At 75.0% G+C, this 26,888-nt stretch carries 25 protein-coding genes and 1 tRNA gene; 18 read left to right on the forward strand and 8 right to left on the reverse strand.

Annotated elements, in window-relative coordinates:
• The 8 genes from ACWCOM_RS16125 to ACWCOM_RS16160 form a co-directional block, all read left to right on the forward strand.
• Positions 1 to 1,171: SGNH hydrolase domain-containing protein (locus ACWCOM_RS16125; protein WP_454549755.1), on the forward strand; the 1,171-nt coding region annotated here is incomplete at its 5' end.
• A gap of 54 nt (positions 1,172 to 1,225) precedes the next feature.
• Positions 1,226 to 2,788, forward strand: a complete 1,563-nt coding sequence (guaB, locus tag ACWCOM_RS16130) for an IMP dehydrogenase (protein ID WP_454549756.1) — start codon at positions 1,226 to 1,228, stop codon at positions 2,786 to 2,788.
• Positions 2,789 to 2,822: 34 nt separating this feature from the next.
• Positions 2,823 to 3,944, forward strand: coding sequence for a GuaB3 family IMP dehydrogenase-related protein (locus ACWCOM_RS16135; protein ID WP_454549757.1), 1,122 nt, complete (start codon positions 2,823 to 2,825; stop codon positions 3,942 to 3,944).
• Positions 3,945 to 4,056: 112 nt separating this feature from the next.
• On the forward strand, positions 4,057 to 5,055 hold the full coding sequence (locus ACWCOM_RS16140) for an SURF1 family protein (RefSeq protein ID WP_454549758.1): 999 nt from the start codon (positions 4,057 to 4,059) through the stop codon (positions 5,053 to 5,055).
• Complete coding sequence (locus ACWCOM_RS16145) at positions 5,048 to 5,626, forward strand: DUF3817 domain-containing protein (RefSeq protein WP_047801798.1); 579 nt, start codon at positions 5,048 to 5,050, stop codon at positions 5,624 to 5,626. Before ACWCOM_RS16140 ends, ACWCOM_RS16145 begins: the two co-directional genes overlap by 8 nt.
• Positions 5,627 to 5,649: 23 nt before the next feature.
• Positions 5,650 to 7,257 carry a glutamine-hydrolyzing GMP synthase gene (guaA, locus tag ACWCOM_RS16150; protein ID WP_454549759.1) on the forward strand — a complete coding sequence of 536 codons (1,608 nt, stop codon included), beginning with the start codon at positions 5,650 to 5,652 and terminating at the stop codon, positions 7,255 to 7,257.
• Between the two features lie 150 nt (positions 7,258 to 7,407).
• Entirely contained in the window at positions 7,408 to 11,202 is a 3,795-nt protein-coding gene (locus ACWCOM_RS16155; protein ID WP_454549760.1) for a hypothetical protein, read from the forward strand.
• Positions 11,192 to 11,470, forward strand: coding sequence for a hypothetical protein (locus tag ACWCOM_RS16160; RefSeq protein ID WP_454549761.1), 279 nt, complete (start codon positions 11,192 to 11,194; stop codon positions 11,468 to 11,470). Before ACWCOM_RS16155 ends, ACWCOM_RS16160 begins: the two co-directional genes overlap by 11 nt.
• Here the strand turns inward: ACWCOM_RS16160 and ACWCOM_RS16165 are convergent.
• The 3 genes from ACWCOM_RS16165 to ACWCOM_RS16175 all read right to left on the reverse strand — a co-directional run bounded on the left by ACWCOM_RS16165 (position 11,439) and on the right by ACWCOM_RS16175 (position 13,315).
• Positions 11,439 to 12,167, reverse strand: a complete 729-nt coding sequence (locus ACWCOM_RS16165; RefSeq protein WP_454549762.1) for an SAF domain-containing protein — start codon at positions 12,165 to 12,167, stop codon at positions 11,439 to 11,441. The genes ACWCOM_RS16160 and ACWCOM_RS16165 overlap by 32 nt on opposite strands.
• Positions 12,168 to 12,289: 122 nt before the next feature.
• On the reverse strand, positions 12,290 to 12,616 hold the full coding sequence (locus tag ACWCOM_RS16170; RefSeq protein ID WP_454549763.1) for an FmdB family zinc ribbon protein: 327 nt from the start codon (positions 12,614 to 12,616) through the stop codon (positions 12,290 to 12,292).
• Positions 12,617 to 12,679: 63 nt separating this feature from the next.
• Positions 12,680 to 13,315 (reverse strand): 5-formyltetrahydrofolate cyclo-ligase, encoded by a 636-nt coding sequence (locus ACWCOM_RS16175; protein WP_454549764.1) that lies wholly within the window; start codon positions 13,313 to 13,315, stop codon positions 12,680 to 12,682.
• A gap of 139 nt (positions 13,316 to 13,454) precedes the next feature.
• Between ACWCOM_RS16175 and galU the strand changes: the two genes are divergently transcribed.
• The 4 genes from galU (at position 13,455) to ACWCOM_RS16195 (ending at position 18,014) form a co-directional block, all read left to right on the forward strand.
• The gene (gene galU / locus ACWCOM_RS16180) at positions 13,455 to 14,369 is read left to right on the forward strand and encodes a UTP--glucose-1-phosphate uridylyltransferase GalU (RefSeq protein ID WP_454549765.1); all 915 of its coding nucleotides are present in this window, start codon (positions 13,455 to 13,457) and stop codon (positions 14,367 to 14,369) included.
• 14 nt (positions 14,370 to 14,383) lie between these two features.
• Positions 14,384 to 15,016 carry a GNAT family N-acetyltransferase gene (locus ACWCOM_RS16185; protein ID WP_162459258.1) on the forward strand — a complete coding sequence of 211 codons (633 nt, stop codon included), beginning with the start codon at positions 14,384 to 14,386 and terminating at the stop codon, positions 15,014 to 15,016.
• A gap of 148 nt (positions 15,017 to 15,164) precedes the next feature.
• The gene (locus tag ACWCOM_RS16190) at positions 15,165 to 16,109 is read left to right on the forward strand and encodes a hypothetical protein (protein WP_454549766.1); all 945 of its coding nucleotides are present in this window, start codon (positions 15,165 to 15,167) and stop codon (positions 16,107 to 16,109) included.
• A gap of 156 nt (positions 16,110 to 16,265) precedes the next feature.
• The gene (locus tag ACWCOM_RS16195) at positions 16,266 to 18,014 is read left to right on the forward strand and encodes a CYTH and CHAD domain-containing protein (protein WP_454549767.1); all 1,749 of its coding nucleotides are present in this window, start codon (positions 16,266 to 16,268) and stop codon (positions 18,012 to 18,014) included.
• A 102-nt stretch (positions 18,015 to 18,116) separates the two neighbouring features.
• On the opposite strand, the gene ACWCOM_RS16200 is transcribed toward ACWCOM_RS16195, so the two are convergent.
• A tRNA-Ala gene (locus tag ACWCOM_RS16200) sits at positions 18,117 to 18,189 on the reverse strand.
• A gap of 121 nt (positions 18,190 to 18,310) precedes the next feature.
• On the opposite strand from ACWCOM_RS16200, the gene ACWCOM_RS16205 reads away from it, so the two are divergent.
• Positions 18,311 to 19,189, forward strand: a complete 879-nt coding sequence (locus ACWCOM_RS16205) for a LysR family transcriptional regulator substrate-binding protein (RefSeq protein ID WP_454549768.1) — start codon at positions 18,311 to 18,313, stop codon at positions 19,187 to 19,189.
• A 22-nt stretch (positions 19,190 to 19,211) separates the two neighbouring features.
• On the opposite strand, the gene ACWCOM_RS16210 is transcribed toward ACWCOM_RS16205, so the two are convergent.
• Together ACWCOM_RS16210 and ACWCOM_RS16215 are read right to left on the reverse strand one after the other, a co-directional pair.
• Positions 19,212 to 19,553, reverse strand: coding sequence for an antibiotic biosynthesis monooxygenase family protein (locus ACWCOM_RS16210; protein WP_454549769.1), 342 nt, complete (start codon positions 19,551 to 19,553; stop codon positions 19,212 to 19,214).
• Positions 19,550 to 20,554, reverse strand: coding sequence for a mechanosensitive ion channel family protein (locus tag ACWCOM_RS16215; protein WP_454549770.1), 1,005 nt, complete (start codon positions 20,552 to 20,554; stop codon positions 19,550 to 19,552). Before ACWCOM_RS16215 ends, ACWCOM_RS16210 begins: the two co-directional genes overlap by 4 nt.
• Before the next feature lie 132 nt (positions 20,555 to 20,686).
• Here ACWCOM_RS16215 and ACWCOM_RS16220 point away from each other — a divergent pair, with 132 nt between their 5' ends.
• The 5 genes from ACWCOM_RS16220 to ACWCOM_RS16240 are packed head-to-tail and all read left to right on the forward strand — an operon-like array spanning position 20,687 to position 25,121.
• Complete coding sequence (locus ACWCOM_RS16220) at positions 20,687 to 21,397, forward strand: DedA family protein (RefSeq protein WP_454549772.1); 711 nt, start codon at positions 20,687 to 20,689, stop codon at positions 21,395 to 21,397.
• Positions 21,398 to 21,455: 58 nt separating this feature from the next.
• Positions 21,456 to 21,929 (forward strand): NUDIX hydrolase, encoded by a 474-nt coding sequence (locus ACWCOM_RS16225; protein WP_454549773.1) that lies wholly within the window; start codon positions 21,456 to 21,458, stop codon positions 21,927 to 21,929.
• Positions 21,926 to 22,948: a glycine betaine ABC transporter substrate-binding protein gene (locus ACWCOM_RS16230; protein ID WP_454549774.1), complete on the forward strand. Its 1,023-nt coding sequence runs from the start codon at positions 21,926 to 21,928 to the stop codon at positions 22,946 to 22,948. The genes ACWCOM_RS16225 and ACWCOM_RS16230 overlap by 4 nt, the downstream gene beginning before the upstream one ends.
• A gap of 44 nt (positions 22,949 to 22,992) precedes the next feature.
• Complete coding sequence (locus tag ACWCOM_RS16235) at positions 22,993 to 24,210, forward strand: pyridoxal phosphate-dependent aminotransferase (RefSeq protein WP_454549776.1); 1,218 nt, start codon at positions 22,993 to 22,995, stop codon at positions 24,208 to 24,210.
• Between the two features lie 41 nt (positions 24,211 to 24,251).
• A complete protein-coding gene (locus ACWCOM_RS16240; protein WP_454549777.1) occupies positions 24,252 to 25,121 on the forward strand; it encodes a PPK2 family polyphosphate kinase in 870 nt (289 codons plus the stop codon).
• A gap of 39 nt (positions 25,122 to 25,160) precedes the next feature.
• Here ACWCOM_RS16240 and ACWCOM_RS16245 read toward each other — a convergent pair whose 3' ends face one another.
• Positions 25,161 to 25,427 (reverse strand): exodeoxyribonuclease VII small subunit, encoded by a 267-nt coding sequence (locus ACWCOM_RS16245; RefSeq protein WP_454549778.1) that lies wholly within the window; start codon positions 25,425 to 25,427, stop codon positions 25,161 to 25,163.
• Positions 25,428 to 25,547: 120 nt separating this feature from the next.
• Positions 25,548 to 26,849: an exodeoxyribonuclease VII large subunit gene (gene xseA / locus ACWCOM_RS16250; protein WP_454549779.1), complete on the reverse strand. Its 1,302-nt coding sequence runs from the start codon at positions 26,847 to 26,849 to the stop codon at positions 25,548 to 25,550.
• Positions 26,850 to 26,888: the final 39 nt, after the last annotated feature.

Below are 26,888 nucleotides of genomic sequence, written 5' to 3' on the forward strand. Positions count from 1 at the left end.
CTCGAAGCCGTTGGTGCGGCTGGGGGACGCCTCCTACGCGCTGTACCTGGTGCACTGGCCGCTGCTGATCACCTACCTGGTGCTGCGCGACCGGCCGATGGCCGGACCCCGCTCGGGGGTGGCCCTGGTGCTGCTGTCGGTGCTGCTGGCGGTGCTGCTCACCCGGTTCGTCGAGGACCGGCTGAAGTCCTGGACCTGGCCCGAGCGCACCAAGCGGCGCCTGGCCGGGGTCGTGGTGCTCTGCCTGGTCCTGGTCGCGGCCCCGGTGCTGTTCCTGCAGCACGTCGAGGACCGCCGTGCCGCCGAGGTCCTGGCCGCGGCGGATCGCAACAACCCCGGGGCCGCCGTCCTGCTGCCCGGGTTCCGGGGCCAGGCCGACCCGGACGCGCCGGCCATCCCGGTGGTCACCGGCGACTACTACCAGAAGCCGGGGCTGGGCGAGCCCTGCCCGGCCGAGCTGGAGGTTCCTGACAGCTCTCAGCAGTGGTGCTTCGACACGGTCCCGAACGCCGAGCCCGCCGCGACCCTGCTGGTGGTCGGCAACAGCCACGTGCACATGTGGATCCCGGCGATCGAGCGGCTGGCCGCGGCCAACGACTGGCGGGTAGTCACCTACATCCGCGGCAGCTGCACCTACTCCACCGTCGAGGAGCAGGAGGTCGACCGCGAGGCCTGCACCCGCTGGCTGGAGGGCACCGACCCCGTGGTCGAGGCGGTGGATCCGGACCTGGTGCTGCTGCAGGGCACCCGCAGCACGAACGAGGGCGAGGAGGAGTTCACCCCCGGGACGGAGCAGCGCATCCGCGGCCTGGCCGAGCGCGGCATCCAGGTCGTCGCGCTGCGCGACAACGCCCGCTTCGACTTCGTCCCCGCCCAGTGCGCGGTGGACCACGGGGCCGACGCCCCCGAGTGCGCCGCCTCCCACTCGATCCTGGGCCCGGACAGCCCGCTGGCGCCGGTGGCCGACGAGCTGGAGCGGGTGTCGATGGTCGACATGGGCGACCTGATCTGCCCGGACGGACGCTGCCCACCGGTCGTCGGCAACGTGTACACCTACTGGGACAACAACCACCTCACCGTCGAGTACGTGCGGACGCTGGCCCCCATGTTCGTCGAGCGGGTCCGGGACGCCCTGGCCGCCGACGGCGTCGCGCCCCGCCCGGCACCGTGAGACCGGGCACAGCCCGGCCCCCGGCCGGGTCCGGACCGGGGCCGGGCCCGTAGAATGGTCGGGATTCCCTCGAAGCTGAAAGGCCCCACCGTGTCGGATACCGCCGTCCCCACCGCCCTGTCCGAGGACCCGTTCGGGTTCACCGGGCTGACCTACGACGACGTCCTGCTGCTGCCCGGCAACACGGACGTCATCCCGTCGGAGGCCTCGACGCGCACCCGCCTGTCCCGGCGCATCACCCTGGAGGTGCCGCTGCTGTCCGCCGCCATGGACACCGTCACCGAGTCCCCGATGGCCATCGCGATGGCCCGCCAGGGCGGCCTCGGCGTGATCCACCGCAACCTCTCGATCGAGGACCAGGCGGAGCACGTGGACCGGGTCAAGCGCAGCGAGTCGGGCATGATCACCGACCCCGTGACCATCTCCCCGGACGCGACCCTCGAGGAGCTCGACCGCCTCTGCGGCTACTACCGGGTCTCCGGGCTGCCGGTGGTGGACGCGGAGCAGAAGCTGCTCGGCATCATCACCAACCGGGACACCCGCTACCTGCCGGAGAGCGACTTCCCGAAGCGCCGGGTGCACGAGATCATGACGCCCATGCCCCTGATCACCGGCAAGGTCGGGATGGCCAAGGACGACGCCCACGCCCTGCTGGCGTCGAACAAGATCGAGAAGCTCCCGCTCGTCGACGACGCCGGCCGGCTCACCGGGCTGATCACCATCAAGGACTTCACCAAGGCCGAGCAGTACCCGCACGCCACCAAGGACGACGAGGGGCGCCTGCGCGTCGGCGCCGCCGTCGGCTTCTTCGGCGACGGCTTCGAGCGCGCCATGGCCCTCGTGGAGGCCGGGGTGGACGCGCTGTTCATCGACACCGCCAACGGGCACTCCCAGGGCGTGCTGGAGATGATCGCCCGGCTCAAGGCGGAGCGGGCCGCCGCCCACGTGGACGTGATCGGCGGCCAGGCCGCCACCCGCCACGGCGCGCAGGCCATCGTCGACGCCGGCGCGGACGCCGTGAAGGTCGGCGTGGGCCCGGGCTCGATCTGCACGACCCGCATCATCGCCGGCGTGGGCGTCCCGCAGATCACCGCGGTCAACGAGGCCGCCAAGGCCGCCATCCCCGCCGGGGTCCCCGTCATCGCCGACGGCGGGCTGCAGCACTCCGGCGAGATCGGCAAGGCCCTCGTGGCCGGTGCGGACTCCGTGATGCTCGGCTCGCTGCTCGCCGGCTGCGACGAGTCGCCGGGGGAGCTGGTGTTCGTCAACGGCAAGCAGTTCAAGACCTACCGCGGCATGGGCTCGCTGGGGGCCATGCAGTCGCGCGGCAAGAACACCTCCTTCTCCAAGGACCGCTACTTTCAGGCGGACGTGGCCAGCGACGAGAAGCTCATCCCCGAGGGCATCGAGGGCCAGGTGCCCTACCGCGGGCCGCTCTCGGCCGTGGTGCACCAGCTCGACGGCGGCCTGCGCCAGACCATGTTCTACGTGGGCGCCCACGACGTCGCGGAGCTGAAGACGAAGGGCCGCTTCGTGCGGATCACCTCGGCCGGGCTCAAGGAGTCCCACGCCCACGACATCACCATGACCGTCGAGGCCCCCAACTACCAGCGCTGAGCGGCGACCTGGAGCACCCTCCGGAAAGGACACCATGAGCTACGACATCGAGATCGGCCGGTCCAAACGCGCCCGCCGCACCTTCTCCCTGGACGAGATCGCCCTCGTCCCCTCCCGCCGCACCCGCGACCCCCGGGACGTCTCCACGGACTGGCAGATCGACGCCTACCGGTTCTCGATCCCCTTCCTGGGCGCCCCGATGGACTCGGCCACGTCCCCGGAGACCGCCATCGCCCTCGGCCGCGCCGGGGGACTGGGCGTGCTGGACCTCGAGGGGCTGTGGACCCGCTACGAGGACCCGCAGCCCGTGCTCGACGAGATCGCGGACCTCTCCGGCGACGATGCCCCGGCCGCGACCCGCCGGATGCAGGAGCTCTACGAGGCCCCGGTGCAGCCCGAGCTGATCACCGCCCGGCTCGCCCAGGTCCGGGAGGCCGGCGTGATCGTGGCGGGCTCGCTCACCCCGCAGCGCACCGTGGAGCACTACCGCACGGTCCTGGACGCCGGGGTGGACGTCTTCGTGATCCGCGGGACCACGGTCTCCGCGGAGCACGTCTCCCGCAACCAGGAGCCCCTGGACCTGAAGAAGTTCATCTACGACCTCGACGTCCCGGTCATCGTGGGCGGCGCGGCGGGCTACACCCCCGCCCTGCACCTCATGCGCACGGGCGCCGCCGGGGTGCTCGTGGGCTTCGGCGGCGGCGCGTCCATGCGGATCCAGAACACCCTGGGCATCCACGCGGCCATGGCCACGGCGATCTCCGACGTCGCCGCCGCCCGCCGGGACTACCTCGACGAGTCCGGCGGACGCTACGTCCACGTCATCGCCGACGGCGGCGTGGGGGTCTCCGGGGACATCGTCAAGGCCCTCGCGATGGGCGCCGACGCCGTGATGCTGGGCACCGCCCTGGCCCGCACGGCCGAGGCCCCCGGGCAGGGCTGGCACTGGGGCGCGGAGGCCCACCACGGGCAGCTCCCGCGCGGGCTGCGCACCCGGGTGGGCACGGTCGGGCCGCTGCAGGAGGTCCTCTTCGGGCCCTCCCGGCACGTGGACGGCACCTCCAACCTCGTGGGCGCGCTGCGCCGCTCGATGGCCACCACCGGGTACCTGGAGCTCAAGGAGTTCCAGCGCGCCGAGGTGGTCATCCGCGGCTGAGCCCGGCCCGCGCCGGGGTCCCCGCGGACCCCGGCGCGGGGCCGGCGCCGCCGCGCCGTGCGGGCGGGACAGGAATTGGCGAACGCCCAGGTAGGCGCACTAGCCTTGACGGGTGCTCACGACCGCCCTGCGCCCCCGATCGATCCTCACGCTGCTCGTGAGCCTCGGGCTGGCCGTGGCCTTCGTGCTGCTCAGCCAGTGGCAGCTGGAGTCCAGCGAGCAGGCCCGCACGGTGGCGGACCCCGCCAAGGACGTGGCCGCCCCGCTCGCCGAGGCGGCCGAGGCCGGCGCTCCCGTCACCACGGCGCAGGCCGATCAGCTGATCACGGTCACCGGGGAGTACCGGGACGGCTCCACGCTCCTGGTCCCCGGGCGGCTGCAGGGCGGGACCGAGGGCTACTGGGTCGTCTCGGCCCTGACCGTGGCCGACAGCGCGGACCGGTGGCCGGCCGCCGGCGGCGAGCTCACCGTGGCCGTGGCCCGCGGCTGGACCGCCGATCCCGCGGCCGTGCCGGCGGAGCCCGAGGGACGGGTCGGCGTGGTCGGCCGCTACCTGCCCGCCGAGGGCCCGGTGCCCGGTGCGGACCTGCCGGACGGCCAGGTGGGCACGGTCTCCCCGGCCCAGCTCACCAACCTCTGGGACGCCCCGCTCTACGCCGGGTTCGTGGCGGCCTTCGCCGAGAACCCGGCCTCCGCGCCCTTCCAGCTCCGCGAGGACGGGACGCTCGTCGCGGACCCGGCGCTGCTGAGCCCGCAGCTGTCGGAGCTGGAGATCGACCAGCAGCCCACGGACGAGTCGGTGAACCTGCTCAACCTCTTCTACGCGGTCGAGTGGGTGGTCTTCGCCGGCTTCGCCCTCTACATCTGGTGGCGGTTCGTGCGCGACGAGTGGCTGCGCGAGCAGCACCCGGAGGAGTACTTCTACTTCGAGGGCGAGTACTACCGCGACGAGGCCAGCGGGCGCTACTACTACTACGACCGCGAGGCGGGGGAGTACTACTGGTTCGACGACCAGCCCGCAGACGGGCCCGGCGACCGCGCCGGCGGAGCGAGCCCCCGCGACAGCACCCAGGACAGGACCCAGGACAGGACCGGAGCCCACCATGACTGAACCCACCCAGCCGACCCCCTCCCCGAAGGAGCGCACCGACGGGGTGCGGGTCTCGCTCCCGCAGGACGCCCGGCCCGCGTCCGGCGGACCCGGCCGGGTCCCGCGCCGGGCCGCCCTGCAGCCGCGCCGGCGCTTCGGCGGCACCGAGGCGCAGATCCGGGGCGCGCTGACCTTCTACATGGTCTGCGCCTGGATCTCCGGGACGTTCCTGCTGCTGCTCGTGGCCGAGATGATCACCCGCTACGGGCTGGGCTACGACCTGATCGCCGGGGGCACGGACAAGCTCACGGGGCAGACGGTGGCGCTGGGCTGGCAGGACCTGGAGCTGGAGAACCTCGCCGGCGGCGTCAACATCTCCACGTGGATCCTCATCGTGCACGGCTGGTTCTACGTGGTCTACCTCGTCTCCTGCTTCCGGGTCTGGACGCTCATGCGCTGGCCCTTCCCCCAGCTGGTGGTCATGGCCCTCGGCGGCGTGGTGCCGTTCCTGTCCTTCGTGGTGGAGCGCAAGATCCACGCCTCGACCACCGCGGAGCTGCGCGCCAATCCGAAGGCCGCCAAGCGGTACTGAGCCCCTCCCGCGCCTGGCCTAGGATGGAGGGCGTGACCGAAACACCTGAGACCCGCACCGAGCTGGAGCAGCGCCCGGTCCTGGTGGTCGACTACGGCGCGCAGTACGCGCAGCTGATCGCCCGCCGGGTCCGCGAGGCCAACGTCTATTCCGAGATCGTCCCGCACACCTGGTCCACCGAGCAGATCCTCGCCAAGCAGCCGGCGGCGATCATCCTCTCGGGCGGGCCCTCCTCCGTCTACGCCGAGGACGCCCCGCAGCAGGACCCCGCCCTCTTCGAGGCCGGCGTGCCCGTCTTCGGCATCTGCTACGGCTTCCAGGCCATGGCCCAGGCCCTCGGGGGCACGGTCGCGCACACCGGGGCCCGCGAGTACGGCGCGACCACCGCGACCGCCGTGGGCGGACCCGGCGCCTCCATCCTGGAGGGCTCGCCCGGCACCCAGACCGTGTGGATGAGCCACGGCGACTCCGTGGTCGAGGCGCCCGCCGGGTTCGAGGTCCTCGCCTCCACCGAGACCACCCCGGTGGCCGCGTTCGCCGACGACACCCGCCGGCTGTACGGGGTGCAGTGGCACCCCGAGGTCAAGCACTCCGTGCACGGGCAGCAGGTGCTGGAGCACTTCCTGTTCGACGGCGCCCGCGTGGAGCCGACCTGGTCCACCGGCAACATCATCGAGGAGCACGTCCAGCGGATCCGCGAGCAGGTGGGCTCCGCCTCCGTGATCTGCGGGCTCTCCGGCGGCGTGGACTCCGCCGTGGCCGCCGCCCTGGTCCAGCGGGCCGTGGGCGACCAGCTCACCTGCGTCTTCGTGGACCACGGCCTGCTCCGGGAGGGTGAGGCCGAGCAGGTCGAGAAGGACTTCGTCGCCGCCACCGGCGTCAACCTGTACGTGGCCGAGGAGAAGGAGCGCTTCCTGGGCGCCCTCGCCGGCGTCACCGACCCGGAGCAGAAGCGCAAGATCATCGGCCGGGAGTTCATCCGCTCCTTCGAGGCCGCCGCGGAGGCCGTGGCCCGCACCGCCGCCCAGGAGGGGGAGCCCGTGCGCTTCCTCGTCCAGGGCACCCTCTACCCCGACGTCGTCGAGTCCGGCGGCGGGGAGGGCGCCGCCAACATCAAGAGCCACCACAACGTGGGCGGGCTGCCCGAGGACCTGCAGTTCGAGCTCGTGGAACCGCTGCGCACCCTGTTCAAGGACGAGGTGCGGGCCGTGGGCCGGGAGCTGGGCCTGCCGCACGAGATCGTGGGCCGCCAGCCCTTCCCCGGCCCCGGCCTGGGCATCCGCATCATCGGGGAGGTCACCGAGGCCAACCTCGCGGTGCTGCGCCGGGCGGACGCCATCGCCCGCGAGGAGCTCACCCGCGCGGGGCTCGACGACGAGGTCTGGCAGATGCCGGTCGTGCTCCTGGCCGACGTGCGCTCGGTGGGCGTGCAGGGCGACGGCCGCACCTACGGGCACCCGATCGTGCTGCGCCCGGTCTCCAGCGAGGACGCCATGACCGCCGACTGGTCGCGCCTGCCCTACGACCTGCTCGCCCGCGTCTCCAACCGGATCACCAACGAGGTCGAAGAGGTCAACCGGGTGGTGCTGGACGTCACGTCCAAGCCCCCGGGAACCATCGAGTGGGAGTAGGCATCCAGCGGGGGTAGGCACCGCGCGGGCGCAGGCCCGCCGGGCCCGCCCCCCGCACGGGCGAGACACGAGCAGCCGGGGTCGGGCGGTCCGCGCGGACCGCCCGACCCGTGCGCGCCCGGCCCCTGGCCGCGGCGCAGGAGGAGAACCATGTCGATCGGATCCGACCGCACCCCCCGGACGTCGGACACCCCCGGGACGTCGCCGGAGCGCGTCTCGCTGCAGCCGTGGACCCGGCAGATGGACGCCTACACCGGCCCGGACACCCTGCTGGACTTCAACCAGGTCGACAACGTCTGCATCGACCTGACCGAGGCGAACTCCTCGGGCCAGGCGCAGCTGCTCATGGGCCGGCCCACCCGCCTGTCCACGATCGTGCACGACCCCCAGGCCTACGGGCTGGCCGTGCGGGCCGCGCGCTCCCTGCGCACCAAGATCCACGAGCTGTCGGTCAACCACGGGCTCGACGCCGCGTACCTCGCCGCCGGCACGGCCTCCTGGCTGGCCCGCCCCAAGGGCTCGGACCCGACCGGTGCGGGTCAGCGGCGCTGGATCGCCCCGGTGCTGCTCGCCCCGCTCCGGCTCAGGCCGCGCCCCGAGCTCGACGACTTCGAGCTGCAGCTCGTGGGCCCCGCCCGGCTCAACCCCGCGATGGTCCGCCGGCTGGCGGCCGACCACGGCGTGGACCTCACCTCCGGGGAGCTGGCCCGGCTCGCCTACGGCACCCGCCGGCTGGACCCCGCCCCGGCCCTGGAGACCCTGCGCACCCTGGCCGGGGCGGTGCCGGGGATGCACGTGGAGCACCGGCTGCTGGTCTCCACGTTCGCGGACCTGCACGACCGTCCCGCCGACCTGTCGGTCGTCGCCCGTACCGCGGTCGTGCGGGACCTCGCCCGGCTCAAGGCCGCCGCCGTGGGGCGCATGCCCCAGGTGCAGGAGATCGCCCACGACGCGCCGCCGCTGGACGAGCGCGACCCCGCCGGCGAGCTGCTGCTGCTCGACGCCGACGGTCCCCAGCAGGAGGTCCTCGACCTGGCGGCGCAGGGACACTCCTTCGTGGTCACCGCCGCGCCCGGCACGGGACAGCTCGACACCGCCGTGAACACCGTGGGCAGCCTCGTGGCCGCCGGGCGCACCGTCCTGGTGCTGGGGGAGCGGCGCACCACGCTGGCGGCGTTCGGGCGTCGGATGGACGGGCTCGGGCTGGGCACCGCGGTGCTGCCGCTGTCCTCCCAGCTCAGCGACGCCGACGTGGCCCAGCAGCTCATCCGCGCGGTCGCCCGCAACGAGCGCGCCGAGCGCCCCGACCTCGCCGAGCTGCACGAGACGCTGCGCACCAGCCGGGACCAGCTGGCCGAGCACGTCCGGTCCCTGCACACCGTGCGTCCGCGCTGGTCCGTCTCCCCGTACCGGGCGGTGCAGGCCCTCGCCGAGCTGACCTCCCGCCGCCCGGCCCCGGCCACCGCGGTGCGCTTCCCGCGCTCGGTGCTCGACGCCGTCGCGGACCGGGACGCCGTGGTCGCCCGCCTCGAGCGCGCCGCGGAGCTGGGGGCCTTCGACGCCGGGATGCTGGCCGGGCCCTGGAGCGGGGCGCGGCTGGTCAACGAGGACGAGTCCCGTCAGGCCCACCGCCTCGCCCAGTCCCTGCTGCTCGAGCTGACCACCCTGGAGACCGGGATGCGCCACGTGCTCGCCACCAGCGGGCTGCGCGGCGGCACGACCGTCCCGGAGTGGGGGCGGCAGCTGCGTCTGCTCCAGGAGGTCCAGGACTCCCTGACCCGCTTCACCCCGGACATCTACGACCGGCCGGTCACGGACCTGGTCGCCGCCACCGCCGGCTCCGCCTGGCGGCGCGAGCACGGGATCGAGATGACCGGCCTGCAGCGCTCGCGGCTGCGCAAGGCCGCCAAGGAGTACATCCGCCACGGCGTGCACCTGCCCGACCTGCACAGCGCCCTCGTGCGGGTGCAGTCGCAGCGGGAGCGGTGGCAGGAGTGGGCCACGTCGTCGAAGCACCCCGTGGTCTCGGAGCGGGTGGAGGAGCTCGCGGCCGTGCAGGCCCGGTTCGTGGAGGACCTGGAGGGCCTGGCGATCGCGCTCGAGGGCTCCCCGGCCGGCGAGGACCTCCTCGTCCGGCCGGTCGAGCGCCTGCGCGAGGTCCTGGACGGGCTGATCAACGACGAGGACAACCTCGAGATGCTGCCCGAGCGCACGGTCCTGCTCGACGAGCTGCGCGGCCAGGGTCTCGGCGAGCTCGTGGACGACCTGGTGCGGCGCACCGTGCCGCGCGAGCAGGTCCCCGGGGAGTTCGACCTGGCGTGGTGGCAGTCCACCCTGGAGGCCATGATCACCGGCGACGACTTCCTGGCGATGCCCGAGGGCAACACCCTGCGCGCGGTGGAGTCCACGTTCCGGCGCGCCGACGCGGCGCACATCGCCTCCGGCGCCGGCCGGCTGCTGTGGGAGCTCGCCGACCGCTGGCAGCGCACCGTGCGGCGGTCCCCGCGCGCCGGCGCCGCCCTGCGCCGGATGCTGCGCGCCGGGGCCGCCCCGCTGGAGGAGGTCAGCGCCTCCGCCGGCGAGCTGATCGGCGCGCTGGTGCCCGTGTGGACGGCCAGCCCGCTCGTCCTCTCGGCGGCGCTGCCCGAGGAGCACGAGTTCGACGCCGTGGTGGTGCTCGACGCCGAGAGCTCCCCGCTCGCGGCGGTGCTGCCGGCGCTGACCCGCTGCCGGCAGGTCATCGCGTTCGGCGACCCGCACCTGGGCCGGCCCCAGCCCTTCACCGTGGCGCCCACCGCGGCCCCGGCCCCGGGCGCCCACCCCGTGGTCGAGGTGGACAGCGCCTTCGACGCCCTCTCGCGCGTAGTGCCGGAGCGGACGCTGCGCACCGTCCACCGGTCGATGGACGAGGGGGTGTTCCGCTACCTCGACGAGCAGTTCTACGGCGGGCGGCTGCGCCGGCTGCCGCACGGGGAGTCCGTCACCGGCGCCGTCCCGGCGCTCTCCGTCGAGTACGTCCCCGACGGCGTGGGCGCCCTGACCGCCGGGATCGAGGGCATCCAGGCACCCGCCGCCGAGGTCCGCCGGGTCGTGGCGCTCGTGTTCGAGCACGCGGCCCGCCACCCGCGCCGCTCCCTGGCCGTGGTGACGGCCAGCGCGGTGCACGCCTCCCGGATCGCCGAGGCCGTCCGGCGGCGGATGCGGGAGGAGCCGGCCACCGCGGCGTTCTTCGCCCCGGGGCCCGAGTCCTTCCGGGTGGTCGACCTGCACCGTGCGGCGGGGATCGTCCGGGACACCGTGATCTTCTCCCTGGGCTTCGGCAAGACCGCCAACGGCCGCACCGTGCCGTACCTCGGCGCCCTCTCCGAACGGCACGGCCGGCAGGCGTTCGTCCTGGCCATGACCCGGGCCCGGCACACCACCCGGATCGTGACCTCGCTGCACCCGGAGGAGGTGGAGGCCAAGGGTCTCCAGCACGGCGCCCGGGACTTCGCCCGCGTGCTCGCCATGCACCTGGGCGCCGGCGCCGCGCCCGGGGAGGGCGCGCGCCGCACGCACGAGGACGCCCTGGTGGTGGACCTCGCCCGCCGGCTCGCGGAGCGCGGCGCCTCGGTGCGGCTGCACCACGCCGGGGCCGTGGACCTCGTGGCCTGGGCGGACACCGAGTCGATGTCGGCCGGGGCCGTGCTCGACGGCCGGACCCGCACCGCGGGCCGCCCGCTGCGCATCCCCGTGGCCGGGCAGTCCGACGGCTCCGCCGAGGCCGCGGCGCTGTCCGTGCGCGAGCGCTCGCGGCTGCGGCCGCAGCAGCTCGAGCGCACCGGCTGGAACTACCTCACCCTGTGGACGATCGAGGTCTTCACCGACCCCGACACGGTCGCCGACCTGATCCGGCGCTACCTCGGCCTGCCCACCGGTCCGGAGCGGGGCTCCCGTGCCCGGTGACCCGGAGGCCGCGGGTCCGCCCGGTCCCGCCCAGGACGGCCCCGCCCAGGACCGCCCCGCCCAGGACCGCTCCACCCCGGACCGGCCCGCGGTGCGGCGCCGGCCCCGGCGGGCGACCGGCGGCACGTTCTCCGGGGCGGAGCCGCGCCTGGCCGGCCTGACCGGCCCGGCGTCCGGGGACGAGGTCGGGGACGAGGTCGGGGACGAGGCCGCGGTCGAGGCGCACGAGGACTGGCTCAGGGCGCAGCGGCCTCCGCACTGGGGCTGACGGGGGCGGGCACGAGCACCACGGTGCTGGGCCCGGCACCGGCGAGCCGGGCCGCGTCCTCGTGCGGGGCCCCCACCACCAGCAGGCCCGCCTCCTCCCCGGGCGACGCGCCGAGCAGCCCGCCGTCCGCCCCCGGGGCGGGGGAGGGGACCCACAGGACGGGCAGGGCGCGGCCCAGGACCCGCCGCTCGTCGGCGGGATCCCCGGTGGAGCCGCCGGAGACGTCGCCGTCGGAGAGGCCGACGACGTCCACGTGGTCCCCCGCGCGCACGTGCTGCAGCACGGCCGGGTCGTCGATGCGCAGCGTCACCGCGGTGGCCCCCGCGGGGCGGCCGGTGAGCAGACCGGGGCCCACGACGGCGGCGCCGGTGAGCGGCTGGCCGGCGTCCGCGGCGCCCGCCAGGGTGCGCCCGGCCAGCTCGGCCGGGTCGGCGAGGGCGCCCTCGGGCACCAGCCCGCGCGGATAGGCGGCCACCGCGAGCTGCTCGGGCGCGAGCACCGTGCCCGCCGGCAGGGTCTCGGCGGCGGTCACGACCGGCACGGTGCCGGCGCGGGGCGGGCCCAGACGCAGGACCACCAGGGCCAGGGCGAGACTGACGAGGACGGCCGCGGCGAGCCGGCGGCGCCGGGACAGCGCCGAGCGCAGGTGCAGGGACAGCGGGTAGCGGCGCCGGACGGGGCGCGGACGAGGGCTCATGGCCGGCACGCTACGGTCCCGGCGCGCCCCCGGGCACGGCGGGACGGTGACCCCGGGACGGGGGCGCGGCGCCGGGCCCCGGCGCGGGGCCGGTGGAGCGCGGACGCCGGGAGGGCGCCGGGTCAGGCGGCGGAGCCGCCCGTGCCGGCGGACGCCCCGGCGGTGGACGGGGCGGCGGACGCCGTGGAAGCCGCGGCGGCGGCCGGCGCGGCCTCGGCCGTCGCGGCAGCGGCCGAGGGAGCCGGCGCGGAGGAGCTCGTGCCGGAGCGGTCGGAGCGCGAGTCGTTGCGGTAGAAGCCGGAGCCCTTGAACACCACGCCCACCGTGTTGAACTTCTTGCGCAGACCGCCGCCGCACTCCGGGCAGTCGGTCAGGGCGTCCTCGCTGAACGACTGGCGGATGTCGAACGCGTGGCCGCAGTCCTTGCAGGCGTAGGCGTAGACGGGCATGGGTCCTCCTGGAAACGGTCGCCGGGTGCGCTCTCTGGCACTCGAAGGTGTCGAGTGCTGATTCTACCGTGTGCCGGCACCCGTGCGGGCGCCCAGGCGCACGGGCCCCTCCTCCGTGAGCGCGAGACCCACGGGGGCGTCGAGCGGCTCCAGGGGGACCGCACCGGCGGGCAGCACCTCGTCGGCGAACACGCACACCGCGGTGCGCAGCTCCGGGTGCGCCGTGCGGGGCAGGTCCGCCAGGAACCGGTCGTAGTAGCCGCCGCCGAAGCCCAGCCGCCCGCCGTCGTGGGAGACCGCGAGCGCGGGGACCAGCAGGACGCCCACCGCGCGCATCGCCTCGGGTCCGTGACGGGTCCCCGCGGGCTCGCGCAGGCCGCCCAGCCCGCCGGTGCGCACCGGGGCGTCCGGGGTCCAGTGCGCCCACGCGAGCCGGCGGCCGGGCTCGCACACCGGCACCCAGATCCGGTGCCCGCGCCGGTGCGCCGCGGCGAGGGCCGGCTCGAGGGGAGGCTCGGTCGGCATCGGCAGGTAGGCCGCGACGTCGAGGTGGGGGCGTCCGGCCAGCAGCTCCGTCAGGTGCCGGTCGAAGCCCACGGCGGCGTGCTCGCGTGCGGCACGCGCCCGCCGGCTGCGGGCCGCGCGCAGCTCCTGGCGCAGTCGGGCCTTCGCCTCGGCCGGGGTCCCCGGGTCGGTCATCGTCGCGTCCGCTCCTGTCCGGCGCCCGGCCGGGACGACGTCCCGGACCGACCGGCCCGCCCGGGCCGGTGGTGCGAGGGTAGCCGCGGGCGGCGTGGGGATCAACCGGTCGGGCGCGCCGATCCGTTAGCCTGTGCCCATGAGTGGAAACAGCAACCCCCGCGCGGTCCGCAAGGCCGTGATCCCCGCCGCCGGGCTCGGCACCCGGTTCCTGCCCGCGACGAAGGCCATGCCCAAGGAGATGCTGCCGGTCGTGGACCGCCCGGCCATCCAGTACGTGGTGCAGGAGGCCGTGGACGCCGGCCTGCAGGACGTGCTGATGATCACCGGCCGGTCCAAACGAGCCCTCGAGGACCACTTCGACCGGGTGCCGGCCCTGGAGCACCAGCTCGAGGAGTCCGGCAAGACCGCCCTGCTGCGCGAGGTCGAGCACGCCTCCGAGCTCGGGGAGATCCACTACCTGCGCCAGGCCGACCCCAAGGGCCTGGGGCACGCGGTGCTGCGGGCGAAGATCCACGTGGGTGACGAGCCCTTCGCGGTGCTGCTGGGCGATGACCTCATCGACGCCCGCGACGACCTGCTCACCCAGATGATCGCCGTCCAGGAGCGCACCGGCGGCTCGGTCGTGGCGCTGATGGAGGTCGAGCCCGAGCAGATCAGCGCCTACGGCTGCGCCGACGTCACCGTGGTGGAGGGCGACGAGTACGTGCGGATCAACGGGCTGGTGGAGAAGCCGGCCCCGGAGGAGGCCCCCTCCAACCTCGCCGTGATCGGGCGCTACGTGCTGCACCCGGACGTGTTCGAGGTGCTGGAGAACACCGCCCCGGGCCGGGGCGGGGAGATCCAGCTCACCGACGCGCTGCAGACCCTGGCCGGGCGCGACGGGGCGGGCGGCGGGGTGTACGGGGTGGTCTTCAAGGGCCGCCGCTACGACACCGGCGACAAGCTCAGCTACCTGAAGGCGAACATCATCCTCGCCTCGGAGCGGGAGGATCTGGGCCCGGAGCTGCGGGAGTGGCTCAAGGACTACACCCGGTCGCTGCCGGTCGGCTGAGAGACCGCGCTCCCGTGGCCGGACAGTTCCGGTGGCCCGTCGTCGTCTCCTGGGGCGACCTCCGGCTGCGCCCCCTGGCCCGGGGGGACCGCCGCGAGTGGGACGTCGTGCGCGCCCGCAACCGGGAGTGGCTCGACCCCTGGGAGGCGACGAACCCCGTCCCCGGCGGGGCGGCCCCCACGTTCGGGCAGTTCGTGCGCACGCTGGACCAGCAGGCGCGGCAGGGCACGGCGCTCCCGTTCGTCATCACGGAGCGGGTCCCGGGGACGGAGGAGTTCGGCCTCATCGGCCAGCTCACCGTCTCCGGGATCGCCTGGGGGTCCTTCCTCTCCGCGAGCCTGGGCTACTGGGTGGACCGGGAGCAGGCGGGGCGCGGCGTGGCGCCCATGGCGGTCGCCATGGCCACCGACTACTGCTTCCAGGGCCTGGGACTGCACCGGATGGAGATCAACATCCGCCCGGAGAACACCAAGTCCCTGCGGGTGGTGGAGAAGCTCGGGTTCCGGGACGAGGGCCTGCGCAAGGACTTCCTGCACATCGACGGCCGTTGGACGGACCACCGCAGCTTCGCGATCACCGCCCCGGAGGTGCCCGAGGGGCTGGTGCGGCGGTTCACCGGCTCGGACCGGCCCGCCGTGTGGGAGTGACCGGGCCCGCCGTGTCCACAGGGATACCCACAGGCGGCGCCCCCCGGTAGTAGGCTGTGCCTCACGGCCCGGCCCCGGGCCGGGACACGCCGCGCGCCGGCGGTCCCCGTCCGCTCGTCCGAGCGACCGCAGAGGCAGGACCACGACCATGATCTGGGTGAGCAGCTCGGCCGTGCTGGCCGCGGTGTGCGCGCTCTGCCTGTTCTGGGTCGCACCGCGTCTGCAGCGCCGCCGCGGGGTCCCCGTCGCGGCGCGGGCCCAGGACGCCGGCACGGACGTGGCCGGTGCGGCCCCTGCCGCGGGGGAGCTTCTCCCGCAGGCCGCGGTTCCCTTCCCCGAGTCCCGCCGACGAAGGATCACCATGGCGACCACCGACACCGTTCCCCCGTCGTCCGGCGCGGCCCGCCGCCCCGGGACGCTGCGCGTCAGGCGCGGCCGCGCCGGCATCTTCCTGGCCGGCTGCACCGCGCTCCTGGCCGCGCTCCTCACCGCCGTCGTCGCGCCCTTCTCGGCCGCGGTGAGCTGGCCGTGGCCCGTGTTCCTCCTGCTGCTGGGGGTGGGCTCCGTGCTCGCCCTGCGCTACCTGGCCGTCCAGGACCGGGCCACCCGCCGCCGGTCGCGCCCGGTGCCGGCCGCGACCGTGGACCCGCACGCCCCCCGCGGGGACGTGGCCCTGTTCGACAACGAGGACGGGACGGTCGAGCAGACCCCCGCCGCGCAGCTCCCCGCCGCGCAGCTCCCCGCCGCGCAGCTCCCCGCCGCCCAGGACGAGCCCGCCGAGGACCTCGACCTCCCGGCCGAGCACGAGCAGCCTCGGGTTCCCCCGGCGTTCACCGTGGAGGAGCTGCGAGCCGAGGCGCTGCGGGTGGCGCGCGAGTCCGCCGATCCTGCCCGCACCTGGGAGCCGGTGCCGGTGCCGCGGCCGACCTACGCGGAGGCCCCGGTGGTGGAGCGCCCCGCCCCGGAGCCGCTGCCCGTGCCCGAGCAGCCCGCATCCCGCTCCAGCAGCCTCAAGGACGCGGTGCGCACGGGGGAGGAGCGCGGCCGCGCCGCCCTCGACCTCGACGACGTGCTGAAGCGCCGCCGCGCCTGAGGCGCCCGCGCCGCGGCCCGCCCGCACCCCGCTCCGCCGCCCGGTCGCCGACCGGGCGGCGGAGCCGTTCGGGGGCCGTGCAGGTCGTCCCGGTATCATCGCCGCAACAGCCGGCCGCCGGCTCCCGCCGTCGGACGCCCCGACCGAGGAGGACCCATGACCGCCGTCGCCCACCGCGAGGTCGAGCGCAAGTACGAGGTGCCGGAGGGCGCCGAGAACCGCATCGACTGGAGCGGGCTGCCGGGCTGGACGGTCTCCGCGGAGCCGGTGGAGCACCGCATGGAGGCGGTCTACTACGACACCCAGGACATGGCGCTGGGCCGGCGGTCCGTGGCGCTGCGCCGCCGCCGGGGCGGCGCCGACGACGGGTGGCACGTGAAGTTCTCCGAGGCCACCGGCCGGCAGGAGTGGCAGGTCCCGCTGCTGCGGACCCCGGACCGGATGCCCGCGGCCGTGCGCCACCTGCTGGCCGGACTCACCGGGGGGGAGCCGCTGCGGCCGATCGCGACCTTGCGCACCGTCCGGCGGGTCCTCACGGTCAGCGACGCCGGCGGGGACGAGGTCGCCGAGCTCGCCGCCGACGTCGTCGAGGCCGTCGACGAGCGCACGGGCACGGCGCGCTCCTGGTCCGAGTGGGAGGTCGAGCTCCTCGACGGGTCGATCCCCGAGGACCGGCAGGAGGAGATCTTCGACGCGGTCGAGTCCGCGATCTTCGCGGTGGGCGGCCGGCGCTCGAGCTCGCGGGCGAAGATCGCCCGCGCGCTCGGCGCCGAGGACGGGCCCGGGGGCACGCCCGGCGCAGCCGTGCCGGACGGACCTGCGGAGGGGGCGGCGGAGCCCGGCGAGGAGCCCGGTCAGGAGACGGGGAAGGACTCGGCGCAGAAGGGCGAGCAGGGGAAGAAGGGCAAGCAGGGAAAGGCGAAGAAGAAGGCGGAGGCGAAGAAGAAAGCGGAGAAGAAGCAGAAGGCGAAGAAGCAGAAGGACGAGGGCCCGAAGGCGGAGGGCACGGGCCCGGCGGTCCTCCGGGCGGTGCTGCACGGGCTGGCCGAGCAGCTGGTGCTGTGGGACTTCAAGGTCCGCCTGGATGCCCCGGACGCCGTCCACCAGATGCGGGTGACCTCGCGGTCGCTGCGCAGCGTCCTGCGGGCGGCGGCACCCTTCTTCGCCGGGGACGCCGCGCAGGAGCTGGACGGGCGGCTGCGCGCGCTCGCAGGGGCGCTGTCCGCGGCGCGGGACGCGGAGGTGACCGCGGAGCTGCTCGCCGGGCGGGTGACGGCCCTGGACGGCCGGGTGGGTCCGGCCGCGGCGCAGCTGCTGCAGCGGGCCGCGGAGGAGCAGGCGCACCGGGCCGCCGGCACGGTCCGCCGGCACGTCACCTCCCCGGGGCACCTGCAGCTGCTGGCGGACGTCCGGCAGTTCGCGGCGGCGCCGCCGCTGACCGAGGAGTGCGCCGGGCTCTCGGCGCGGGAGGTCGCCGACGCCCTGGTGCAGCGGGCCCTGCGCAAGGTCGTCCGGGTGGCCGAGCGGGGGACCGCCGCGGAGGAGTCCGGGGAGACGGCCCCAGAGCAGCGGCTGGAGCACCTGCACGACATCCGCAAGGCCGTCAAGCGGGTGCGCTACGTCGACGCCGTCCTGGACCGGGCCGGGTTCCGCCCCGGGAAGGCGCTGCGCCGGGCCGCCCGGGACGCGGAGGACTACCAGGACGCGCTCGGCCGGGTCATGGACGCCACGGTGGTCGAGCGGTGGCTCGCGGGCCGGGCGAGGGCGCTGGCGGGCTCGGGGGAGGACCGCTACGTGGTGGGCCTGCTGCACGGCGCCGAGGCGGCCCGGCTGCACGCCGGCGCGGAGAGCGGCTCCGAGGTCGTGGGGGTGCTGCTGGCGCAGCTGCGCGCGGACCTCGCCTGAGCGCGGGGCCTCCGGGCCGGCGGGCCCCGCCGGGGCCGGCCAGCCCGGACACGACGGAGGCCCCCACCTGGCGTCCTGCCTGGTGGGGGCCTCCTGATCCGGTGGAGCTAAGGGGAATCGAACCCCTGACCTTTTCATTGCGAACGAAACGCTCTACCAACTGAGCTATAGCCCCGGAGCAACCGTTCCATCCTATACACCCGGCGCCCGTTTTCGCATCTCGGGGGAACGGCGTGCCGCGGAGCGTGCCGCCCGGTGGTCGGGGAACCGTCCCGGCAGTGGGTAGATTGGCGGCCATGGACGACGCGCCCGGGCCCCTGCACCCCACCGACGACGACGCCGGGAGGGCGGCCGACCTCACCGTCGCGTTCGTGCCCGGGGTGATGCCGGGCAAGTGGTTCTTCCGCTGGCGGGACCGCAACCGCGGCCGGAACCTGGCCGAGCACCCGCTGGAGACGGACGCGTGGCGGGGAGAGCTGGAGGCGGGGCGCGCGCACGCGTGCTTCGTGCGGCTGCCCGCCCATCCGCGGGCCGGCGCCGACGACCTCGCCGCCCTGCGCCGGCAGTTCCGGGCCGTGGAGCTCTACGCGGAGCAGCAGGTGGTGGTGCTGCCGCGCGAGCACGAGCTGACGCTGCTCGAGGAGGTGCCCGTCGCGGAGCTCGTGGACGAGGTGCTGCTGCAGGAGCCCGCGACGCTGCCCGAGCGGGAGCGGCTGCGCTCCCCGGAGGCGGCGGCCGCGGACGCCCCGCTGCCGCCGATCCGCCACGCCCGGGACGCGATCGAGCTCGTCGCCGCGGGGCTGGGACTGGTCGTGGTGCCGATGTCGGTGGCCCGGCTGCACCACCGCAAGGACCTCGTCCACCGGGTGGTGCCGGACGCCGCGACGGTGCCCGTGCTGCTGGTGTGGCCGCAGGATCTGCCGGAGGAGCAGGAGGAGCTCGTGCAGGAGTTCGTGGGCGTGGTCCGGGGCCGCGGCCTCAACAGCTCCCGCGGAGCGGCGGCCGCACCGGCCCGTGAGGACGGGGCGGCCGCGGCGGGGAAGGCGCGGACGACGGCGCCCTCCCGCGGCGCCGCCCGGGTCCCGCGCGGCCCGGCCCGCGGTGGGGGCGGGCGCGCCGGAGGAGCCCGAGGGGCCAAGGGCGGGCGCCGCTCTGGGGGCCGGGGCCGGCGCTGACCCCGCGCCGACCGTGCGCCGCCTACGGCTGGTCGAGGGCCACCGTGTAGGACCACAGCTCCGAGGAGGTCCCCACCGGGGCCGGGCGCCCCGAGGACGCCGCCCCGGAGCCGGCGCCGCCCGCGCCGCCGCGGCCGTGCGAGCGGGCGAAGTCCTGGGAGGACGTCCAGGCCGCGAAGGACTCCTCGTCCGCCCAGCGGGTCAGCACGAGCCACTGGGTGCGGCCGTCCGTGGGCCGGAGCAGCTCGAAGCCCTCGAACCCGGGGACCCCGGCCATGGACCCGCGGTGGGCGGCGAAGCGCCGGCCCAGCTCGTCCCCCGAGTCGGCCGGAACGGTGATGGCGTTGATCTTGACGATGCTCATGCGCCCGATCCTGGCACACCGCGCCGGACGGCCCGGACCTGTCCCGTCTCGGGCGCCCCCGCGGGGCCGGGCTGCGCCCCCTCCTGCCGGAGCACCGTCTGGTTCAGCAGCGGCACGTGCAGGCCCTCGCGGTCGAGCATCTTCTTCATCCGCAGCCGCAGCGCCCGGGCCACGTCCCACTGCTTGAGGGGCACGGTGCGCACGGCGACGCGCACGGTCACCGACTCGCCGGTGACGGCCTCCACCCCCCACACCTCCGGGTCCTCGGTGATGTACTCGCCGACCTTGGGGTCGTCCCGCAGGAGCGTGGCCTCGTGCAGGATGAGCTCGCTCATCAGCTCGATGTTCGTGTCGTAGGGCACCGGCAGGTCCAGCACGCAGCGCGCCCAGCCCTGGGACTGGTTGCCGACGCGCAGGATCTCGCCGTTGCGCACGTGCCACAGGGTGCCGTTGACGTCCCGGACTTGCGTCACCCGCAGCCCCACGGACTCCACGGTGCCGCTGGCCTCGCCGAGGTCGACGACGTCGCCGATCCCGAGCTGGTCCTCGGCCACGATGAAGATCCCGGACAGGTAGTCCTTCACCAGGGACTGCGCCCCGAAGCTCAGGGCCACCCCGGCGATCCCGGCGCTGGCCAGGACGGGGCCGATGTCGTAGTCGAGCTCCGAGACGACCATCAGCAGCGCCACCGCCCAGATCACCACGGTGGCGACGGAGGACAGCACCGACCCGATGGTGCGGGCGCGCTGGGCCTGCCGGGCGCCCGCGAGCCCGGCGTCCTCGACCCAGCGCGGCCGGCCCCGGTCGAGCCGGCGCACGATCCGCGACCGGGTGCCCCGGGCGATGCCGCCGGTGACTCGGCGCAGGAACAGGCGCACCACCGCGGCCAGGAGCGTGGCCCCCAGCAGGACGAGGACGATCCGCAGCGGCTTGTCGAGCCAGAAGTCCCAGCCGAGGCCGGGCGCGGGGAGCGGCAGGGGGGAGGAGCGGGGGAGCAGCATGGGGGAAGCGTAGCGAAGCCCGGCACTGGTCGTCGCCCCGGCGGGCGGCACCCAGCCGGCACCCGGGGCCGTCGGGCACAATGGTGCACGCACCCGTGGCGCCGCCGCACACGCCCCGACCCCGAGGACCCCATGACCTTCCCCAGCACCGCCCTGCCCGCAGCCCTCCACCCCGCCGCCGAGCCCGCGGCGGAGAGCCTGGGCGGCATCGCCGACTGGGCGGTGAGCATCATGGAGGCGATCGGCGCCCCCGGTGCCGGGCTGCTCGTGGCGCTGGAGAACCTCTTCCCGCCGCTGCCGTCGGAGGTGATCCTCCCGCTCGCCGGGTTCACCGCCAGCCAGGGCAGCTTCACGGTGGGTGGGGCGATCTTCTGGACGACCCTCGGGTCCGTGGTGGGCGCGATCGCCCTCTACTGGATCGGCGCGGCCCTGGGCCGCCGCCGGCTGCGCGTCATCGTCGATCGGATGCCGCTCGTGGACCTGCACGACCTCGACCGCACGGAGGCGTGGTTCGACCGGCACGGGAAGGCCGCGGTCTTCTTCGGCCGGATGATCCCGATCTTCCGCTCGCTGATCTCCGTCCCCGCCGGCATCGAGCGGATGTCCTTCGGGCTGTTCGTCCTGCTCAGCGCCGCGGGCTCCCTGATCTGGAACACCCTCTTCGTGCTGGCCGGGTACTACCTGGGGGAGAACTGGCACGTGGCGGAGGAGTACGCCGGGATCTTCTCCCGGATCGTGGTCGTCGCAGTGGCCGTCTTCCTGGTCTGGTGGGTGGTGCGGCGGGTGCTGCGCAACCGCCGGGGACTGTCCGACGCCTCCCGGCGCGAGCGCGGGGACTCCTGAGCCCGCCGCTCGCCGCCGCCGGTCGTCGGGTCCCGCGCGGTCTTCCTAGAATGGGCCCATGAGCTTCCCCATGGACACCCGGGTGGGCGCCTACGCCGTCATCGTCGAGGACGGGGCGGTGCTGCTGAGCCACTGGAACCCCCGCCACCCCACGCTGCGGGGGGCGTGGAGCCTGCCCGGCGGCGGCATGGAGATCGGGGAGCAGCCCGCGCAGACCGCCTTGCGGGAGGTCGCCGAGGAGACGGGGTTCACCGTGGAGCTCGACGAGCTGCTCGGCGTGCACAGCCGGCACATGGGGCCCGAGGAGCGCCTGGACGGGCGCGGCCGCCCCTTCCACGCCCTGCGCGTCATCTACCGCGCGCACATCACGGGCGGGACGCTCACCGCCGAGGTGGGCGGCTCCTCGGACGAGGCGCGCTGGTTCCCGCTCGACGAGGTCCCGCAGCTGCCGCTCGTGAGCCTGGTGACGGTGGGCCTGGACCTGGCCGGCCTCGCCCCGGCCGCGGCGCGGCCCGCGGGGCGGGAGCGGTGAGGCGCCGCCGCACGGGCGCCGGGCTGCTCGCCCTCGCCGTGCTCACCGGGTGCGCCGGCACCTCCGGGGTCCCGGCGCCGGCCTCCCCGGCCCCGGGCTCGTCCGCCCCGGCGGACGCCGTCCGGATCGCGGCCGGACCCACCGGGCAGACGGCCGTGCTCGCCCACGTCTACGCCGGGCGGCTGCGGGAGGCGGGCTTCGACGCCCGCGTGGTCGGGACGGGGACCGAGCGCAGGGACTACCTCGCGGCCCTGGAGCGCGGCGACGTCGACCTCGTCGCCGACTACTCCGGCAACCTCTACCTGCACCTGCGCGGGCGGGCCCCGGTCGGGTCCGCGACACCGGCGCCCACGGGCTCCGCCGGCGCCGCGCCGGCCCGCGAGGACGGGGGCCTCGCCGAGGACCTCTCCGAGCTGCTGGGTTTGGGCGAGGAGCGGGCGGACGACGACGACGTGCTCTCCGGGGTGCGCGAGGTCCTGCCGGAGGGGCTGCGCGCCCTCGAGCCGGCGCCGGCGGAGAACACGGTGGCCGTCGTGGTCACCCGGGCGACCGCCGTGGAGCACGGGCTCGAGGACCTGGAGGACCTCGGTCCCGTGTGCGACGAGCTCGCCCTCGGCACCGACGTGGACTTCGCGGGCCGCTCCTCCGGTCCGGAGGGACTGGCGGACGCCTACGAGTGCGTCCCCGGGCGCTTCGTGCCGTTCGACGACCAGGCGGAGCTGGTCGACGCCCTGCTCGGGGACCGGGTGCAGGCCGCGGCCCTGTTCACGGCCTCCCCCGCGATCGAGGACAACGCCCTCGTGGTCCTCGCCGACCCGCTCAACAACTTCGTCCCCCAGCGCGTGGTCCCGGTGGGCGCCGAGGAGCTGCCGGACGCGGCCGTGGACGTCGTCGAGGAGGTCTCCGCGCAGATCGACACCGACGACCTCGTGCTGATGACCCGGATGACCACCGCCCGCGACCCGTACACCCCCGAGGAGGCCGCGCGGTACTGGCTGGAGGGCGGCGGCGACACCTGAGCGCCGCCGCGGGAGGCGGTTCGCCCGGGGGTAGGGTGTACCGCATGTCAGTGGTGAAGCAGTCCGAGAAGCTGAAGAACGTCCGCTACGACGTCCGGGGTCCCGTGCTCGAGCAGGCCGAGCACATGGAGGCGGAGGGTCACCGGATCCTCAAGCTCAACATCGGCAACCCCGCGCCGTTCGGCTTCGAGGCGCCCGACGCGATCCTCGTGGACATGATCAAGAACCTGCCGACCGCGCAGGGCTACTCGGACTCCCGCGGGATCTTCTCGGCGCGCACGGCGGTGGTGCAGTACTACCAGACCCGGGGGATCATGAACCTGGACGTCGACGACGTCTACCTGGGCAACGGCGTCTCCGAGCTGATCAGCATGGCCCTGCAGGCGCTGTGCAACCCGGGCGATGAGATCCTCGTGCCCGCCCCGGACTACCCGCTGTGGACGGGGGCCACGACGCTCTCCGGCGGGACCGCCGTGCACTACCGCTGCGACGAGGACGACGACTGGAACCCCGACCTCGAGGACCTCGCGGCGAAGATCACCCCGCGCACCCGCGGGATCGTGGTGATCAACCCCAACAACCCCACGGGTGCGGTGTACTCCCGGGAGGTGCTCCAGGCCATCGCGGACCTCGCCCGGGAGCACGAGCTGATCCTGTTCGCCGACGAGATCTACGAGAAGATCACCTACGACGCCGCGGAGATGGTCAACCTCGCGACCCTCACCGGCGAGGACGTGCTGTGCCTGACGTTCTCCGGGCTGTCCAAGGCCTACCGGGTGGCCGGCTACCGCTCCGGGTGGCTGGCGATCACCGGCCCCAACTGGAAGGCCGAGTCCTACCTGGAGGGCCTGAAGCTGCTGGCCAACATGCGGATGTGCGCCAACGTCCCGGCCCAGCACGCGATCCAGACCGCCCTGGGCGGCTACCAGTCGATCAACGACCTCATCCTCCCGGGCGGGCGGCTCAAGGCCCAGCGCGACCTCGCCCACCGGAGGCTCAACGAGATCGACGGCGTGTCCTGCCGCCAGGCCGACGGGGCGCTCTACCTGTTCCCGAAGCTCGACGTGGAGAAGTTCAACATCGTCGACGACGAGAAGTTCGCCCTGGACCTGCTCAAGGAGCAGAAGATCCTCGTCAGCCACGGCAGCGCCTTCAACATGAACACCCCGGAGCACTTCCGCCTCGTGTTCCTGCCGTCGACGGAGGTGCTCGCGACCGCCCTGGACCGGATCGAGGAGTTCCTCGGCAGCTACCGCCAGTGACCCGCCGGCCGCGCCGCGGCCCGCACCCCAGGAGGCCCCGCATGAGCGCTGTCGACCGCAAGCCCGGCACCGGCTTCGAGCAGGACGTGCGGCCGCTGCTGCGCGCCCGGCCGGGACTGGCCCTCGCCGACGTGGACACCGGGTCCACGCCCGGGTTCTCCGGGTCCAAGAAGCTGGGCACCGCCCTGCGCGCCGCCCGCGAGGACGAGCTGTCCGAGCTGCAGCGGCTCATCTACGCCGAGGCCACCGCCGGCGCCCGGCACCGGGTGCTGCTGGTGCTCCAGGGCATGGACACCTCCGGCAAGGGCGGGGTCATCCAGCACGTGCTCGGGGGGCTGAGCCCGCACGGCGTGCACACCCACGGCTTCGGCCGGCCCACCGCCGAGGAGGCGTCCCAGCACTTCCTCGAGCGCATCCGCCGGCACCTGCCGCGCCCGGGGGTGATCGGCGCCTTCGACCGCTCCCACTACGAGGACGTCCTCGTGCCCGTGGTCCACGACGTGCTCGAGGACCGGCAGCTGGAGCGGCGCTACCAGGAGATCCGCAACTTCGAGCAGGAGCTGGCCGACGACGGCACCGTCCTCGTCAAGGTCTTCCTGCACCTGGGCCGGGACGAGCAGCGCCGCAACCTCATGGCGCGACTGGGCGACCGGACGAAGCAGTGGAAGTTCGACCCCTCGGACCTCACCGCCCGCAGCCGGTGGGAGACCTACATGGCCGCGTACGAGCGGGCGATCGACGCCACCGACGCCGACCACGCGCCCTGGTACGTGGTGCCCACCGACCGCAAGTGGTACGCCCGCGCCGTGGTCCAGGACCTGCTGATCTCCGCCCTGGCGGGACTGCACCTGGACTGGCCGGAGCCCCAGTACGACGTCGCGGAGATGCGGCGCAGGCTCGCCGAGCTCTGAGCGGCCCGGGCCGCGGCCCCGCCGGTGCGCGGGGACCGGTCAGCCGCGGGCGTCGTCGTCGCCCTCGGCGTCCGCGCGGCGGGCCCGGGCGGCGTCGAGGCGCTCGCGGGCGCCGTCCAGCCACTGCTCGCAGCGCGTGGCCAGGGCCTCCCCGCGCTCCCACAGGGCCAGGGACTCCTCGAGCGAGGTCCCCCCGGCCTCGAGCCGGGAGACCACCTGCACGAGCTCCTCGCGGGCCTGCTCGTAGCCCAGGTCCGCGATGTCGGACAGATCGGGCGCTGCTGCGGGACGGTCGGTGCTCGCCATGGTGGGGCCTCTCTGCGGCGGGAACGGTGCGTGGGGTGCGGGCGGACCTCGTCCGGCCCGCGGCTGCGCCCATTCTCCCACTCTCCGGCTCCCGCCGCGTGCCGGGGTGTGCGCCGGGGCTCAGGCGCCGCCGGGGTGCTCGCCCGGGCGGCGGGCGGAGACCGTCTCGGTCCGCACGCCCAGCTCCCCGGCGGCCAGGCGCACCCCCAGCAGCTCCCCGGCGCGCACGGCCCCGGCGTCGGTGACGACCGCCCCGGAGGCGTCCAGGACCACGGAGTAGCCGCGCTGCAGCGTCTCCTGCGGGGACAGGGCGCGCACGCGGGCGCGCAGGTGGCGCACGGCGTCCCGCTCCCGCAGCGCCCGGGAGTCCACGGCGGACAGCGCCCGGGTGCGCCACCGGTCCACGTCCTCCTCCCGCAGCAGGATCACGTCCTCCGGCTGGGCGAGGGCCGGGCGGGAGCGCATCCCGGCCAGGCCCGCGGCCTCCCGGTCCAGGAAGGTGCGCACGGCCCGGTCCAGGGACGCCCGGGCCCGCGCCACCCCGGCCCGCTCCTCCACGACGTCCGGGACGATCCGCTTGCCGGCGTCCGTGGGGGTGGAGGCCCGCAGGTCGGCCACCCAGTCCAGCAGCGGCTGGTCGTTCTCGTGCCCGATGGCGCTGACCACCGGTGTCCGCGCAGCGGCCACGGCGCGGATCAGCGCCTCGTCGCTGAAGGCCAGCAGGTCCTCGAAGGACCCGCCGCCGCGGGCGATCACGATGACGTCCACCTCGGCCATCGCGTCGAGCTCGCGCAGGGCCTGGGTCACCGCCCGCACCGCGCCGGAGCCCTGCACGGCGACCTCGCGGACCTCGAAGTGCACCGCCGGCCAGCGCAGCGAGGCGTTGCGGATCACGTCCTTCTCGGCGTCCGAGTTGCGCCCCGTGACCAGTCCCACCCGGCGGGGCAGCAGGGGCAGCGGCTTCTTGCGCCCGGCGTCGAACAGGCCCTCCTCGGCCAGGGCCCGGCGCAGCCGCTCCAGGCGCTCGAGGAGGTCGCCGAGCCCGACCGGCCGGATCCCGCGGCCGAGCATGGACAGCCGGCCGGTCTTGGCCCAGAAGTCGGGCTTGAGCTGGGCGACCACCCGCATGCCCTTCTCGAGCGGGCGGTCCAGGTGCGCGGTCTCGTTGGCGAAGAGGGTCACGGGCACGGAGATCTCCGCCTCGACGTCGCGCAGGGTCACGTAGGTGACGCGCGCGCGCTTGTTGAGCTCGATGATCTGGCCCTCGACCCACGTGGGGGCGCAGCGGGCGATGTAGGCGTGCAGGTTCTCCGAGAGCATCCGCAGCGGCCAGGGGTTCTCCGGGGTCGTCCGGTCCGCCCGCGCGGGCAGCTCGCGTCCGCCGCCCGGCGGCACGTCCTCCTGCGGCTCGAGATAGGTCATGTCCCATGCTTACCACCCGGCGAGGACAGCCGCGCGCGG

It is taken from the genome of Kocuria sp. KH4, from assembly GCF_053711175.1.

What these genes read in the sequence shown, in the direction of transcription:
- ACWCOM_RS16205 (WP_454549768.1), top strand. Translation starts at nt 18,311, where the DNA reads ATGGACGACGCGCCCGGGCCCCTGCACCCCACCGACGACGACGCCGGG.
- ACWCOM_RS16240 (WP_454549777.1), top strand. Translation starts at nt 24,252, where the DNA reads ATGAGCGCTGTCGACCGCAAGCCCGGCACCGGCTTCGAGCAGGACGTG.
- ACWCOM_RS16235 (WP_454549776.1), top strand. Translation starts at nt 22,993, where the DNA reads ATGTCAGTGGTGAAGCAGTCCGAGAAGCTGAAGAACGTCCGCTACGAC.
- ACWCOM_RS16145 (WP_047801798.1), top strand. Translation starts at nt 5,048, where the DNA reads ATGACTGAACCCACCCAGCCGACCCCCTCCCCGAAGGAGCGCACCGAC.
- guaA (WP_454549759.1), top strand. Translation starts at nt 5,650, where the DNA reads ATGGAGGGCGTGACCGAAACACCTGAGACCCGCACCGAGCTGGAGCAG.
- ACWCOM_RS16210 (WP_454549769.1), bottom strand. Translation starts at nt 19,553, where the DNA reads ATGAGCATCGTCAAGATCAACGCCATCACCGTTCCGGCCGACTCGGGG.
- xseA (WP_454549779.1), bottom strand. Translation starts at nt 26,849, where the DNA reads ATGACCTATCTCGAGCCGCAGGAGGACGTGCCGCCGGGCGGCGGACGC.
- ACWCOM_RS16195 (WP_454549767.1), top strand. Translation starts at nt 16,266, where the DNA reads ATGACCGCCGTCGCCCACCGCGAGGTCGAGCGCAAGTACGAGGTGCCG.
- guaB (WP_454549756.1), top strand. Translation starts at nt 1,226, where the DNA reads ATGGTCGGGATTCCCTCGAAGCTGAAAGGCCCCACCGTGTCGGATACC.
- ACWCOM_RS16155 (WP_454549760.1), top strand. Translation starts at nt 7,408, where the DNA reads ATGTCGATCGGATCCGACCGCACCCCCCGGACGTCGGACACCCCCGGG.
- ACWCOM_RS16165 (WP_454549762.1), bottom strand. Translation starts at nt 12,167, where the DNA reads ATGAGCCCTCGTCCGCGCCCCGTCCGGCGCCGCTACCCGCTGTCCCTG.
- ACWCOM_RS16175 (WP_454549764.1), bottom strand. Translation starts at nt 13,315, where the DNA reads ATGACCGACCCGGGGACCCCGGCCGAGGCGAAGGCCCGACTGCGCCAG.
- ACWCOM_RS16190 (WP_454549766.1), top strand. Translation starts at nt 15,165, where the DNA reads ATGATCTGGGTGAGCAGCTCGGCCGTGCTGGCCGCGGTGTGCGCGCTC.
- galU (WP_454549765.1), top strand. Translation starts at nt 13,455, where the DNA reads ATGAGTGGAAACAGCAACCCCCGCGCGGTCCGCAAGGCCGTGATCCCC.
- ACWCOM_RS16170 (WP_454549763.1), bottom strand. Translation starts at nt 12,616, where the DNA reads ATGCCCGTCTACGCCTACGCCTGCAAGGACTGCGGCCACGCGTTCGAC.
- ACWCOM_RS16225 (WP_454549773.1), top strand. Translation starts at nt 21,456, where the DNA reads ATGAGCTTCCCCATGGACACCCGGGTGGGCGCCTACGCCGTCATCGTC.
- ACWCOM_RS16220 (WP_454549772.1), top strand. Translation starts at nt 20,687, where the DNA reads ATGACCTTCCCCAGCACCGCCCTGCCCGCAGCCCTCCACCCCGCCGCC.
- ACWCOM_RS16245 (WP_454549778.1), bottom strand. Translation starts at nt 25,427, where the DNA reads ATGGCGAGCACCGACCGTCCCGCAGCAGCGCCCGATCTGTCCGACATC.
- ACWCOM_RS16215 (WP_454549770.1), bottom strand. Translation starts at nt 20,554, where the DNA reads ATGCTGCTCCCCCGCTCCTCCCCCCTGCCGCTCCCCGCGCCCGGCCTC.
- ACWCOM_RS16135 (WP_454549757.1), top strand. Translation starts at nt 2,823, where the DNA reads ATGAGCTACGACATCGAGATCGGCCGGTCCAAACGCGCCCGCCGCACC.